This window comes from Cellulomonas carbonis (genome assembly GCF_014636275.1).
GTDB classification, from domain to species: domain Bacteria; phylum Actinomycetota; class Actinomycetes; order Actinomycetales; family Cellulomonadaceae; genus Actinotalea; species Actinotalea carbonis.
Map to the genome: position 1 here is coordinate 180329 of NZ_BMEB01000002.1, position 13226 is coordinate 193554.

General features: G+C 73.3%; 12 protein-coding genes. 4 read left to right on the forward strand and 8 right to left on the reverse strand.

The window, feature by feature from the left end; all coding sequences use genetic code 11:
- Positions 1 to 14: 14 nt before the first annotated feature.
- The 5 genes from rplI to IEV86_RS06155 form a co-directional block, all read right to left on the reverse strand.
- Positions 15 to 467: a 50S ribosomal protein L9 gene (gene rplI, locus IEV86_RS06135; RefSeq protein ID WP_043605087.1), complete on the reverse strand. Its 453-nt coding sequence runs from the start codon at positions 465 to 467 to the stop codon at positions 15 to 17.
- A gap of 14 nt (positions 468 to 481) precedes the next feature.
- A complete protein-coding gene (gene rpsR, locus IEV86_RS06140) occupies positions 482 to 718 on the reverse strand; it encodes a 30S ribosomal protein S18 (RefSeq protein WP_043605084.1) in 237 nt (78 codons plus the stop codon).
- 66 nt (positions 719 to 784) lie between these two features.
- The gene (locus tag IEV86_RS06145) at positions 785 to 1306 is read right to left on the reverse strand and encodes a single-stranded DNA-binding protein (protein ID WP_043605081.1); all 522 of its coding nucleotides are present in this window, start codon (positions 1304 to 1306) and stop codon (positions 785 to 787) included.
- Between the two features lie 41 nt (positions 1307 to 1347).
- Positions 1348 to 1638, reverse strand: coding sequence for a 30S ribosomal protein S6 (gene rpsF / locus IEV86_RS06150; RefSeq protein WP_043605078.1), 291 nt, complete (start codon positions 1636 to 1638; stop codon positions 1348 to 1350).
- 165 nt (positions 1639 to 1803) lie between these two features.
- Complete coding sequence (locus IEV86_RS06155; protein ID WP_188484592.1) at positions 1804 to 4554, reverse strand: transglycosylase domain-containing protein; 2751 nt, start codon at positions 4552 to 4554, stop codon at positions 1804 to 1806.
- Positions 4555 to 4908: 354 nt separating this feature from the next.
- Between IEV86_RS06155 and IEV86_RS06160 the strand changes: the two genes are divergently transcribed.
- Both IEV86_RS06160 and IEV86_RS06165 read left to right on the forward strand, forming a co-directional pair.
- On the forward strand, positions 4909 to 5598 hold the full coding sequence (locus IEV86_RS06160; protein ID WP_043610469.1) for a PadR family transcriptional regulator: 690 nt from the start codon (positions 4909 to 4911) through the stop codon (positions 5596 to 5598).
- The gene (locus IEV86_RS06165) at positions 5595 to 6689 is read left to right on the forward strand and encodes an inositol-3-phosphate synthase (protein WP_043610468.1); all 1095 of its coding nucleotides are present in this window, start codon (positions 5595 to 5597) and stop codon (positions 6687 to 6689) included. The genes IEV86_RS06160 and IEV86_RS06165 overlap by 4 nt, the downstream gene beginning before the upstream one ends.
- Before the next feature lie 265 nt (positions 6690 to 6954).
- Here the strand turns inward: IEV86_RS06165 and IEV86_RS06170 are convergent, their stop codons facing one another.
- Positions 6955 to 7380 (reverse strand): GNAT family N-acetyltransferase, encoded by a 426-nt coding sequence (locus IEV86_RS06170; RefSeq protein ID WP_052426457.1) that lies wholly within the window; start codon positions 7378 to 7380, stop codon positions 6955 to 6957.
- 142 nt (positions 7381 to 7522) lie between these two features.
- On the opposite strand from IEV86_RS06170, the gene IEV86_RS06175 reads away from it, so the two are divergent.
- Positions 7523 to 8860, forward strand: coding sequence for an MFS transporter (locus IEV86_RS06175; protein ID WP_052426458.1), 1338 nt, complete (start codon positions 7523 to 7525; stop codon positions 8858 to 8860).
- A gap of 60 nt (positions 8861 to 8920) precedes the next feature.
- A complete protein-coding gene (locus tag IEV86_RS06180; protein WP_229734516.1) occupies positions 8921 to 11020 on the forward strand; it encodes a SpoIIE family protein phosphatase in 2100 nt (699 codons plus the stop codon).
- Between the two features lie 77 nt (positions 11021 to 11097).
- Here IEV86_RS06180 and IEV86_RS06185 read toward each other — a convergent pair whose 3' ends face one another.
- Positions 11098 to 11577 carry a pyrimidine dimer DNA glycosylase/endonuclease V gene (locus tag IEV86_RS06185; protein WP_043608759.1) on the reverse strand — a complete coding sequence of 160 codons (480 nt, stop codon included), beginning with the start codon at positions 11575 to 11577 and terminating at the stop codon, positions 11098 to 11100.
- Positions 11578 to 11593: 16 nt separating this feature from the next.
- Positions 11594 to 13129 carry a CCA tRNA nucleotidyltransferase gene (locus IEV86_RS06190; RefSeq protein ID WP_052426459.1) on the reverse strand — a complete coding sequence of 512 codons (1536 nt, stop codon included), beginning with the start codon at positions 13127 to 13129 and terminating at the stop codon, positions 11594 to 11596.
- Positions 13130 to 13226: the final 97 nt, after the last annotated feature.

The following is a 13226-nucleotide window of genomic DNA, read 5'->3' on the forward strand; positions in this document are numbered from 1 at the left end:
CCGGTGGCGGAGGCTCAGGCCTCCGGGACCACCTGCACGTCGATCTGCGCCGAGACGTCCTCGTGCAGGCGGACCTGCACCTGGTACTCGCCGAGCGACTTGATCGGCTGGCCGATCTCGACCTTGCGCTTGTCGATCGCCGGACCACCGGACGCGGTGACCGCCTCGGCGATGTCCGACGTCGTCACGGCACCGAACAGGCGGCCGGACTGGCCCGCCTTCGCCGTCACGACGACCGGCTTCGACTGCAGCGCGTCGCGCACGGCCTTCGCCTCGTCGAGCGTCGCGATCTCGCGGGCCTTGCGCGCCTTGCGGATCTGGGCGATCTGCTTCTCGGCACCCTTGGTCCAGGCGGTCGCCAGGCCACGGGGCACGAGGAAGTTGCGCGCGTACCCGTCCTTGACGTCGACGACGTCGCCGGGGGCGCCGAGGCCGGTGACCTCGTGGGTGAGGATGAGCTTCGTCATGAGTCCGACCTTCCTCAGCGAGCCGAGCTCGAGTACGGCAGGAGCGCCATCTCACGGGCGTTCTTGACGGCCCGGGCGATGGCGCGCTGCTCCTGGACGGAGACACCGGTCACGCGACGCGCGCGGATCTTGCCGCGGTCGGAGATGAACTTCCGCAGCAGCGCGGTGTCCTTGTAGTCGACCGACTCGATCTTGGCGGCCTTGAGCGGGTTCTGCTTCTTCTTGGGCTTGCGGACGACGGGCTTCGCCATCGTGTGCTCCTCGGGTTCTTCGGGCGCCGACCGGGAGACGTGCTCACCGGACGGCTGACGTCTGGATCAGAAAGGGGGCTCGTCGGAGTACGACGACCCGCCGCCGGCCTGGGGGCTGGGCGTGGCCCACGGGTCGTTGTCGAACCCGCCGCCACCTCCCTGGGCACCGCCGCCGGAGTAGCCGTTCCCACCGCCGAAGCCGCCGCCACCGCCGCCGCCCGAGCGCTGGGCCCGGGTGACCTTGGCCGACGCGTAGCGGAGCGAGGGGCCGACCTCGTCGACCTGCAGCTCCACGACCGTGCGCTTCTCGCCCTCGCGGGTCTCGTACGACCGCTGGACGAGGCGACCCTGAGCGATGACGCGCATGCCCTTGGTCAGCGACTCCGCGACGTTCTCCGCGGCCTCGCGCCAGATCGAGCAGCGCATGAACAGCGTGTCGCCGTCCTTCCACTCGTTGCTCTGGCGGTCGAACTGGCGCGGCGTCGACGCGATCGTGAAGTTCGCGACGGCCGCACCGGACGGGGTGAAGCGGAGCTCGGGGTCCCCCGTGAGGTTCCCGACCACCGTGATGACGGTGTCACCAGCCATGCCTGCTCCTCGGTTCGCTGTGGGTGGGACGGCCCGGTCGCTCAGTGAGCGTCCGGACGCATGACCTTCGTGCGCAGGACGGCCTCGTTGAGGCCGAGCTGGCGGTCCAGCTCCTTGGCGGTGTCAGGCGTGGCGGTGAAGTCGACCACCGCGTAGATGCCCTCGGCCTTCTTGTTGATCTCGTAGGCCAGGCGGCGCCGGCCCCAGATGTCGACGTTGTCGACGGTGCCACCGGAGGTGGTCACCACCGAGAGGTACTTGTCGAGGGACGGCGCGACGGTCCGCTCCTCGATGTCGGGGTCGAGGATGACCATCAGCTCGTAACGACGCATGCGAGAACCCACCTCCTGTGGTCTCAGCGGCCACGGTCCATCCGTGGCAGGAGGGTTGTGCGTCAGCCACCTCGGGCCGGTCGTGCGGTGATCGGCACCGCTCGGCCACGGGCAGCAACGGCCCATCCTAGCGGCTGCCGGGTGCGCGCCCGACCGCCGCCCTCGTCAGGGCTGGAGGCCCGGCGGCGCGGGGATGAGGTTGCCCCCGTTGCCGCCGCCGTTGCCGCCGCCGGCGTCACCGCCCCCGTCGCCCTCGTCCTCGCCGGGCGGGGGCTCGGTGGGCGTCGGCTCGGGCTCGGGCTCGGGCTCCTCCTCCTCGGGGCCGGACGAGACGACGATCGTGACCGTGCTGCCCTCGGCGGCCTGCCCGGACGGGTCCTGCGACAGGACCGTCCCTGCCGGCTCGTCGGACGCCTGCTCGCTCACGCCGACACCGAAGCCGGCGCCCTCGAGCGCGGACCGCGCCGCCTGCTGCGTCAGGCCGACGACGTCCGGCACGTCGACCTCGCCGGTGCCCTCCGAGACCGTGATCGTCACGGTGGACCCGCGCTCGGCCTCGCCGCTCGGGCTCTGGGAGATGACGGTCCCCTCGGGGACGTCGGGGCTCGTGCCGCGCGCGACGTCGACGCGGAAGCCCGCGGCCTGGAGCGTCGACGACGCCTCGGCCTCGCTGAGCCCGACGACCGACGGGACCGCGATGAGCGGCGGCTTGTTGGGCTCGCCGACGTCGGCCCGCTCGGGGAAGTCCACGACCTCGAGGCCCTCGTGGATCGTGCTCATGTGCTGCTGGAAGAGGATCGCCGGGTACGAGCCACCCGTGATCTGGCTCTGCGCGAAGTCGCCGAACGGCGTGATCTCCTCCGCCACGGTGCCGTCCGCGCTCGGCTGGAAGAGGACGACCGCCGTCGTCAGCTGCGGCGTGTAGCCGATGAACCAGGCGGACTTGTTGTCGTTCGAGGTGCCGGTCTTGCCCGCGAGGGGCCGGCCGATGTCGGCCCGCTCGCCCGAGCCGCGCTCGACGACCTGCGTCAGCGCGTACGTGGTGTCGGCCATGACGTCGGGCTCGAAGACGGGTGCGCCCTCCTCACCGCCCTGGTAGGCCGTGCCGCCGTCGAGGTACTCGACGGTGCGGACGATGAACGGCTCGTGGCGGGTGCCCTGCGCCGCGAGGGTGTTGAACACGGTCGCCATGTGGATCGGGTTGGGCGAGGCGGTGCCCAGCACGTTCGACGTCACGGGGTCGATCGCGACCGACTCGGGGACCCCTGCGCGGCGAGCGACGTCGATCGTCTTCTCGGGCGTGATCTCCTCGTTCATCTGCGCGTACACGGTGTTGACCGACTGCGCGGTGGCGCGCACGACGTCGATCTCGCCGAAGTCCTGCCCGCCGAAGTTCGGCAGGCCGCGCTCGGTGTCCGCGTAGTCGCCGATCTTGAGCCCCGAGTCGCCGTCGTACCGCGAGCGCAGCGACCCGCCCTCCTCGAGGTAGCCCACGAGGGTGAGCGGCTTGAAGGTCGAGCCCGCCTGGGCGATCGACTGCGTGACGGCGTTCTGGCCGACGGTCACGTAGTCGGGACCGCCGTACAGCGCCTTGATGCCGCCGTCGGCCGGGTCGAGCGTCACGGCACCGATCCGCAGGTTGGGCGCCCGGTCCGCGGGGAGGCCGGCCGCGACCGTCTCGATCGAGATCTGCATCCCGCGGTCGACGGTCGTGATGATGCGGTAGCCGCGGGTCTCGAGCTCCTCCTCGGTGATCGGCGACTTCTCGAGGATCTCCTTCTTGACCATCGCCATGAGGTAGCCGCCCGGGCCGGCGAGCCGGTCGTCCTCGCGCGGCGGGACCGTCTCGGGGAAGACCTGCGCGTCACGCTCGTCCTGCGTGAGGGCCCCGGTGGTCACCATGCCGTCGAGCACGTACTCCCAGCGCTCCTGCGCCTTCTCCGGGTTCTCCGCCGGGTCCCAGTTGCTGGGCGACGGGATGATCCCCGCGATCAGCGCCGCCTGCGAGACCGTCAGCTCGGCCGCGCTCACGCCGAAGTACTTCTGCGCCGCGGTCTCGACGCCGTAGGCGCCGCGCCCCAGGTAGATCGTGTTGAGGTAGTTCTCGAGGATCTCGTCCTTGTCCTGCGCCTGGTCGAGCTTGATCGCGAGCAGCGCCTCCTTGGCCTTGCCCGTGTAGCTCGTGACCGTCTCGCCGAAGTAGTAGCGCTCGGCGTACTGCTGGGTGATCGTCGACCCGCCCTGCCGGTCGCCGCCGCGCAGGTTCGTCCACAGCGCGCGCGCCAGGCCCGTGGGGGAGATGCCGGCGTTCTCGTAGAAGGTCCGGTCCTCGGCCGCGACGACGGCGGCCCGGACGTGCTCCGGGATCTCGTCACCGGTCACGATCACGCGGTCCTGGATCCCGAAGGAACCCATCACGGTCGTGCCGTCGGCGTAGTACACGGTCGTCGTCTGCGCCTGGGCGAAGTCGTCCGGCTCGGGGATCTCGACCATCGCGTAGGCGACGACGCCGGCGCCGACGACGAGCGCGACGAGCGTGAGGAACAGCCCGCTGAGCAGCTTCCACGACGGCAGCCACCGCCGGACGCCCGTGCGTCCCGCGCGGGGGTAGTCGATGAGCCGGCGGCGACCGGGTCCGGTCCCGCCCGCGCCACCGCCCGAGCCCCGCGAGCCACCGCCGCCGCCCGAGCCGCCGCGTCCGCCGCCGCCCGAGCCGCCCCGTCCCGGCCCACCCGTGCCGCGGCCGCCACCAGCCGGACGGACCGTGGGCGCCGCGGCAGGCGCAGCGGGGCGCGCCGCGCCCGTCGCCGACCACGGTCGTGGCGACGACGTCCCGGCCGGCCGCACGCTGCGCCGCGGGGGCGGCTGGTGCGCCGAGCCGGAGGTGCGGTGAGGAGGGGGAGATCCCGCTGCCACGCTGAGCCTTTCGACGACGGTCGACCGTGGGGGACGGTCCTCGAGCCGGGGCCAGTATGGCCGCGCGACCGTGGAGATGCCCCGCGCACGACGTGGAGGACGGATGGAGGTCCGTGCCCGACCGGGCGCTCCCGGGGCGCCCCGAGGGCCGTCCGAGGGACCTCGGGAGGCGTCGCCCCCACCCGGTCGGCGGCGTCGTCCACGCGAACGACACGTGAACGGGTGTTTGCGAGGACCTCCAGTCGGACATACTCTCCTGATGTATCAGCCCGATACATCGAACGCTCGAACCGAGCGTGCGGTGCACGGGACGTCGTCGTCGGTGGCAGCACCGGCAGTCCGGAGGAGGTGGCGGTGCGCAGTCGCGCGGACGTCCTCGAGCTCGCGGTCCTCGGGTCGCTGCACGAGACGCCCATGCACGGCTACGAGCTCCGCAAGCGCCTCAACCTGCTGCTCGGCTCGTTCCGTGCGCTGTCGTACGGCTCGCTGTACCCGTGCCTCAAGGGGCTCGAGGCCCGCGGGCTCATCGTCGGCACGGACGCGTCGCAGACCCCGCCGCCGCACGCCCTGTCGGGCAAGCGCGCACGGATCGTCTACGAGCTCACGGCCGAGGGCAAGGAGCACTTCGCGGACCTGCTCGCCGAGGCCGGCCCTGCGTCGTGGGAGGACGAGGGCTTCGACGTGCGGTTCGCGTTCTTCGCGCACACCGACGCCGAGACCCGGATGCGGATCCTCGAGGGACGCCGCACACGCCTCACCGAGCGGCTCGAGCAGGTGCGCGTCGCCGCGGCGCGGACGCGCGAGCGGCTCGACGAGTACACGCTCGAGCTCCAGCGGCACGGCCTCGAGCAGGTCGAGCGCGAGGTCCGCTGGCTCGACGGGCTGATCGACAACGAGCGAGGGCTCGGGCGCAGCAGCGCCACGGGTCGCGCGAGCGGCGCACGCCGCACGGACACACCCGAGGGCGACCGTCCGGCCGCCTCCGACCCCGCTGACGACGCGGACGCGTCGCAGCACCGAGAAGAGAACCGAGGAGCGAGATGAGTTCGATCCGCGTCGCCATCGTGGGCGTCGGCAACTGCGCCGCGTCGCTGGTGCAGGGCGTCCACTTCTACGCGGACGCCGACCCGCAGAGCAAGGTCCCGGGCCTCATGCACGTGCAGTTCGGCCCGTACCACGTCTCCGACATCGAGTTCGTGGCGGCGTTCGACGTCGACGCGAAGAAGGTCGGGTTCGACCTCTCCGAGGCGATCCTCGCGAGCGAGAACAACACGATCAAGATCGCCGACGTCCCGCCGCTGGGCGTCACGGTCGAGCGTGGGCACACCCTGGACGGCCTCGGCAAGTACTACTCCGAGACCATCGAGGAGTCGGACGCGCAGCCCGTGGACGTCGTCGCACGTCTGCGCGAGACGCAGGCCGACGTCCTGATCTGCTACCTCCCCGTCGGCTCGGAGGACGCCGCGAAGTTCTACGCGCAGTGCGCGATCGACGCCGGCGTGGCGTTCGTCAACGCGCTGCCCGTGTTCATCGCGTCCGACCCGGAGTGGGCCGCGAAGTTCGAGGAGGCCGGCGTGCCGATCGTCGGGGACGACATCAAGTCGCAGGTCGGCGCGACGATCACGCACCGCGTGCTCGCCCGTCTGTTCGAGGACCGTGGCGTCGTGCTGGACCGCACGTACCAGCTCAACGTCGGCGGCAACATGGACTTCAAGAACATGCTCGAGCGCGAGCGCCTGGAGTCCAAGAAGCTCTCGAAGACGCAGGCCGTCACCTCCAACCTCGACGAGGGCCCCCTCGCCGGCAAGAAGGAGGACCGCAACGTCCACATCGGCCCGTCGGACTACGTCGCGTGGCTCGACGACCGCAAGTGGGCGTACGTCCGCCTCGAGGGCCGCGCGTTCGGCGAGGTGCCCCTGAACCTCGAGTACAAGCTCGAGGTCTGGGACTCGCCGAACTCGGCCGGCATCATCATCGACGCCCTGCGCGCCGCGAAGATCGCCAAGGACCGCGGCGTCGGCGGCCCGATCCTGTCCGCGTCGACGTACTTCATGAAGTCGCCGCCGGTCCAGATGGAGGACACCGCGGGGCGGGCGCGCCTCGAGGCCTTCATCGCCGGGGACATCGAGCGCTGAGCGAAGTGCAGTGGAGGTTGAGGGTCCCGTCGCGTCAGCGGCGGGGCCCTCGGCCGTAACGGAGCGCAGCTCGGCGCGAGCCGCAGGCTCGAGCGCTGACGTCAGCGAGTCGTAGGTGAAGGGGTCCGGGTGCTGTTTCCCGGGCCCCTTCGCCGTAGACGGAGCGCAGCGGCAGCGCGAGCAGCACTCCAGGCCCACCCGGGTGGAGTTGCCCGCATCTCCCGCGGGCTGATCCACCCGGACGGACCGACGCTCCGACCGAGGGTCAGCGCGTCGGGCCGATCGCACGGCGGTAGTACTCGACGCCGCCCTCGAAGCCGAGCCGCTCGTAGAACGCGTTCGCGCGGGACGTGGCCAGCGCGACGACACCGCCGCCGCGTGCCCGCGCGGCGTCCTCGAACGCTGCCACGAGTGCCCGGCCGATCCCTGACCCGCGTCGCTCGGGCACGACGTACAGCTCCTGGAGGAACGCGAGCCCGTCGTACACGAACATCGGCGCCACGACACCGAGCGCGTAGCCGACGAGGCCGTCCTCGCCGCGGTCGTCGACGAGGAGCACCGAGCGGGGGTCCGCGACGGCCGCGGCCATGTGGGCGTCGAACGCGTCCCGCGGCACAGGGCCGCGGCGCGCCAGCGCCGACGACATGGCACGGACCGCCCCGGCGTCGTCGAGGCGCGCACTCCGGATCACGTCACGAACGTATCGGCCCCGCGTGGCCGCGTCCCGGACGCGGGAGATGAACCGGACCGGCAGCCGACGCCACGGGTGCCGCCGCGCCGCCCCTCGCGCCGTATGCCCTGGCCCGCACAGCACCCACCGCTAGCCTCGACCGGTGAGCGTGCTCGGTGACCTCAGGACCGTCGCGGTGCACCGGGGGTTCCGCCGGCTGTTCGCGGTGCGGCTGGTGTCGCAGACCGGCGACGGCATGTTCCAGGTGGGCCTCGCGACGCTGTTCTTCTTCGCGCCCGAGCGCATGGCGACGGCGGCCGACGTCGCCGCGGCGTTCGCGGTCCTGCTGCTGCCGTTCACCGTCGTCGGCCCGTGGGCCGGCGTCCTGCTGGACCGCTGGCGGCGCAGGCAGGTGCTGCTCGTCGGCAACGCGGTCCGCGTGCTCCTGACCGGCGTCCTTGCCGCGCTCCTCGTGACGGTCGGAGTGGGACCGGCCGTCTACGTCCTCGCCCTGGTCACGCTGTCGATCAACCGCTTCCTCCTCTCGGCGCTCTCCGCGGGCCTGCCGCGCGTGGTGCCGCGCGACCAGCTGCTCATGGCCAACGCGATCACCCCGACGCTCGGCGCGGCGGCCGCAGGGGTCGGCGGCCTCCTCGGCTTCGTCGGGCGCCTCGCCCCCACGGGCGCCGCGCGCGACGCCGTCGTCCTCGCCGGCGCGGCGGTGCTGTTCGCGACGGCCTCCGCGCTCGCGCTGCGCCTCGGCGCCGACCAGCTCGGCCCCACCCACCGGGCCCCCGCGGGCGAGCTGTGGGAGAAGGTGCGCGCCGTCGGACGCGGGCTCGGCCAGGGCGCGCGCTACCTCGTGCGACGGCGGACGCCCGCGATGGCGCTGGCGGTCATGGCGACCCACCGCTTCATCTTCGGCGTGACCTTCATCGCGGCGATCCTCCTCTCGCGCAACCTCCTCGCGGATCCGGCCGACGCCGACGCGGGCCTCGCGATGTTCGGCACGGTCCTCGGCGCGACGGGTGTCGGCTTCGGCCTCGCGGTCGTCCTGACGCCGCTCGCGCACGAGCGCATGCGTCCCTCGACGTGGGTCGTCGTGTGCCTGGGGATCGGCGCCGCGAGCCAGGTGCTCCTCGCGACGTCGCCCGCGCTCCCCGTCGTGCTCGCGAGCGGCGTCCTGCTGGGTCTTGCCGCGCAGGGCGCGAAGATCGCGGTCGACACGATCGTCCAGCGCGACACCCACGACGACTTCCGCGGTCGCGCCTTCGCGCTCTACGACGTGCTCTACAACGCGGCGTTCGTCGGCGCGGCCGCGCTCGCCGCCGTGGTGCTGCCCGACACGGGCTGGTCACCCGCGGCGTTCGCGGGTCTCGCCATCGCGTACGTCGTCGCCGGCCTCCTGTACCGGACGGGGCCGTCCGAGCCGAGGCACCTCGACGACGTGCCCGACCCCGCCGACGACGTCGACGCGTCCCCCCGACCGACGGCCCGCTGACCCGCGCGCGGCCGGACCTCACGCCGTGAGCGACCGTCCGCCGTCGAATACCGTTGCCCTGTGGACGAATCCCACCGCTCCGCGCCGGACGGCTCGCCGCGCGCCTCCGACCCGCGCGCCGGAGCTGCCCTCCCCGCGCTCGTCCACGACCGGCCGACCGCGACGCTGCTCGTCGACCTCGGTACGGGTCAGGTCGTCTACGCGAACCCGCTCGCGGTCGACCTCGCACCCGACGCCACGCTCCCGGTCTCGCTCGGCGAGTGGTCCCGGGCCGCGGAGCTGCGCACGCCCGACGGCGTCCCGCTCGAGGACGGACGCCACGGCCTGTCCGACGTCGCGCACGGCGAGCCGCCGCGAGGCATGCAGGTCCACGCGGCGCACGGCTCGGGGGAGTCGGCGCCGGGCGAGGCGCTGTGGGTCATCGGCATCCCGCTGGGCGAGGCCCCGGCACCGCTGACCCACCAGGCGCTCGTCATCCTGCTGCCCGTGCGCCAGCACGACGCCGTGCGCGCGCTGCAGGAGACCGGCGACGACCTGCACGCTCGCGCGGCGCTCGCGAGCGAGCTGTCGTTCACGATCTCCGACCCGCGCCTGCCCGACGACCCGATCGTGTGGGTCAACCCGGCGTTCGAGCGCGTCACGGGCTACTCCTCGGCGGAGGCCCTCGGCCGCAACTGCCGGTTCCTCCAGGGCCCGGACACGGACCGTGCGCTCGTCGAGGAGATCCGCGGCGCGCTCGCCGAGGGCCGCACCTTCGCCGACGTGCTGCTCAACTACCGCAAGGACGGCACGCCTTTCTGGAACCAGGTCGTCATCAGCCCCGTGCTGGACGCCCAGGGCCGGATCACGCACCACGTCGGCATCCAGGCCGACGTCACCGACCGCGTCGTGGCGCAGCACCACCGCGACGACGCGCTGCACGAGGCGCGCACGGTCTCCAACCGGCTCCAGCTCCTCGCGCAGGTCAGCGAGGAGCTCGCGGCCCACCTCGACTACGACGACGCCGTCCGCGCCCTCTCGGACGTCGTCGTTCCGCGCCTCGCCACGTGGGGGTTCGTCACGGTCACGACGGACGGCGGGCTGTACGAGCGCGTGCACATCGCGGTGCGCGACCCCGAGAAGGAGGCCGACGCACGCGCGCTGGAGCGCGAGGACCTGTCGTGGCTGCGCCGGTCCTCCGCGATGACGCGGGCGCTGCGCGCCGAGGGTGCGGGCATCGTGCCCGTCGCGACCGACGCCGAGGAGCTCCGCGGCCGGACGACGCCGTCGCAGCACGAGCTCCTCGTCCGGCTCGGCCTGGGCCACGCGATCATCGTGCCGCTGCGGGCGCGCGACCGGGTCATCGGTGCCCTGTGCCTCGTCGACACCCAGCCCTTCCCCGACGACGTCGTCGAGACCGCGAGCCACCTCAGCGGCCGTGCGGGCCTCGCGCTCGACAACGTCAACCTGTACATCCGCGAGCGCGCGGCGGCGCTCACGCTCCAGCACAGCCTCCTCCCGGAGCTGCCCGACGTCCCGGGCCTCGACCTGTCGGCGTCGTACCTGCCGGCGCTGCACCGCGCCCAGGTGGGCGGCGACTGGTTCGACGTCCTGCCCCTGCCCGACGGCGCCATCGGACTCGCCGTCGGCGACGTCGTCGGGCACGACCTGCAGGCCGCCGCGTCGATGGGTCAGCTCCGGTCCGTGCTGCGCTCGTACGCCTGGAGCGGCGAGCCCGCGCACCGCGTGATCTCACGCCTCGACGAGCTGGTCCAGGGGCTCGGCATGGCCGACATGTCGACGTGCGTCTACCTGCGGCTCGAGGGCGACCGGCTCAGCTACAGCCGGGCTGGGCACCCGCCGGCGCTGCTCCGTGAGCCGGACGGGACGGTCCGCCTGCTCGAGGGTGCCCTCGGGACGCCGATCGGGGTCGCGAACCTCGCGGAGGCGCCCGAGGTCGACACGACGCTGCCCGTCGGCGCGACCCTCGTCGTCTACACCGACGGGCTGGTCGAGCGTCGCGACCGGGGGCTGCGCGAGGGCATCGCCGAGCTCGTGCGCGTCCTCGAGGGCCTCCCGCCGGACCTGACGGCGCGCGAGGTCCGCGACGCGCTCGTCGGGGCGCTCGTCGGCCAGGACCAGGAGGACGACGTGTGCGTCCTCGTCGTCCGCCGGACCTGACGCCGCCGCACCGGACGTCCGCCGGACCAGACGCAAGCCGGGCGGCCACGCACGCCGGAGCCGGCCGCCTCACCGCCTCACCGGTCGGTGAGGACCTCCCACCGCGCGACGGGTCCGGGGACGACGACGAAGAGCGGGTGCGGATCGGGCACGTCGACGTCGGCCCACCGCCGCAGCACGTCGGGCGACCGTGCCGCGAGCTTGAGCCGCAGGTGCGCCCACTCGTGCAGGAGCTGGCCGTGGGTGACCTCGAGGCGGAGGTCGGGGTCGGGCTGCGCGAGGACCTTGGCGCGGTCGTAGGAGTAGCCCCGCGCCCGCGCCTCGTCGACGACGCCGTGCAGGTACGTCGTCACGGGGGCACCCGGCGGGATCCCCGGACCGTCGGCAGGGACGGCGACGAGCGCACCGCCGTCGACGCGGAAGCGCTCGAGCTGCGGGTGGTTGCGGTAGCCGCGCGTCGTGCCCGTGAGCACCTTCTGGGCGAGCAGGCCCTCGCGCCAGCACGCGGTCAGGCCCTGCCGGTCGAGGTAGCGCGGGTGCACCGACCACAGCCTCACGCGCGACCCGCCGTCCTCACGCGTCCTGCTGCTCGGCCCACCACGCGCGCAGCGCGTCGGCCGCGGCCTCGGGCGTCTGCGGGCCGTGCTCCATGCGGAGCTCGAGCAGCCACCGGTACGCACGCCCGACCTCGGGACCGGGACGCAGGCCGAGCACCTGCATGATCTGCTCGCCGTCGAGGTCGGGCCGGATCGAGGCGAGCTCCTCGGCCTCGCGCAGCTCGGCGATGCGCTGCTCGAGGTCGTCGTACGCGCCCGAGAGACGCTGCGCCTTGCGCCGGTTCCGCGTCGTGCAGTCGGAGCGCGTCAGGCGGTGCAGCCGCTCCAGGAGCGGTCCCGCGTCCGTGACGTAGCGCCGCACGGCCGAGTCCGTCCACTGCCCGTCGCCGTAGCCGTGGAACCGCAGGTGCAGCTCGGTGAGCCGCGCTACCGCCTTGACCGTGTCCTTGTCGAAGTGCAGCGCCTTGAGACGGCGGGCGGCCATCTTCGCGCCGACCACCTCGTGGTGGTGGAAGCTCACGCCGCCGCCGGGCTCGAAGCGGCGCGTGGCCGGCTTGCCGATGTCGTGCAGCAGCGCCGCGAGCCGCAGCACGAGGTCCGGTCCGGGCACGGGCCCCGTGGGCTCGTCGTGCGTTCCGGTCTCGAGCGCGATCGCCTGCGCGAGGACCGTGAGCGAGTGCTGGTAGACGTCCTTGTGGCGGTGGTGCTCGTCGATCTCGAGCCGCAGCGCGGGCAGCTCGGGCAGCACGTGGTCCGCGAGGCCCGTCTCGACCATGACCTCGAGGCCCGGCCGGGGGTCCTTCGCGAGCAGCAGCTTGGTGAGCTCGTCGCGCACGCGCTCCGCCGAGACGATCTCGATCCGGCTCGCCATCCCCTCGATCGCGGCGCGGACGTCGTCGGCGACCGTGAAGCCGAGCTGGGCGGCGAAGCGTGCGGCGCGCATCATGCGCAGCGGGTCGTCGTCGAACGACTGGACCGCCTCGACGGGGGTCCGCAGCACGCCCGCGGCCAGGTCCTCGAGCCCGCCGAACGGGTCCACGAAGGTGAGGTCCGGCAGGCGCACCGCCATCGCGTTGACGGTGAAGTCGCGGCGCGACAGGTCCCCGTCGAGCGTGTCGCCGAAGACGACCTCGGGCTTGCGCGACGTCGCGTCGTAGGCCTCGGTCCGGTACGTCGTCACCTCGACGACGACGTCGGCGCTCGCACCCTCGGTCGTGCCGTCCGGGCCACGCCGTCCTCGGCGCGCGTGCCGGCGCGCCCCGATGGTGCCGAACGCACGCCCGATGTCCCAGTGCGCGTCGCCCCACGCCGCGAGGATCCGCTCGGTCTCGTCGGGGGTCGCCGACGTCGCGAAGTCGAGGTCGGTGCTCGCGCGGCCGAGGAACGCGTCGCGCACCGGGCCCCCGACGAGGGCGAGCTCGTGGCCCGCCTCGGCGAACGCGGCGCCCAGCTCGACGGCGGCGGGGTCGAGTCCCGTCAGCACGGCGGCCGCGCGGCGCCGCAGCGCGGCCGGGTCGGGGCGCTCGACCCGGTCGGTGCGCTCGGGCCGCACGGACCGGTCGGGTCGCTCGGGGACGCGGGGAGGGGTGGACACGACACACCAGCGTGCCAGATGCCCGCCGTCGCGCCCGGCCGTCCGTGCGGGCGGC

Bases quoted from the DNA above. Each gene is read 5' to 3' on its own strand.
- rplI (WP_043605087.1), bottom strand. From the start codon at position 467: ATGACGAAGCTCATCCTCACCCACGAGGTCACCGGCCTCGGCGCCCCC.
- rpsR (WP_043605084.1), bottom strand. From the start codon at position 718: ATGGCGAAGCCCGTCGTCCGCAAGCCCAAGAAGAAGCAGAACCCGCTC.
- IEV86_RS06145 (WP_043605081.1), bottom strand. From the start codon at position 1,306: ATGGCTGGTGACACCGTCATCACGGTGGTCGGGAACCTCACGGGGGAC.
- rpsF (WP_043605078.1), bottom strand. From the start codon at position 1,638: ATGCGTCGTTACGAGCTGATGGTCATCCTCGACCCCGACATCGAGGAG.
- IEV86_RS06165 (WP_043610468.1), top strand. From the start codon at position 5,595: ATGAGTTCGATCCGCGTCGCCATCGTGGGCGTCGGCAACTGCGCCGCG.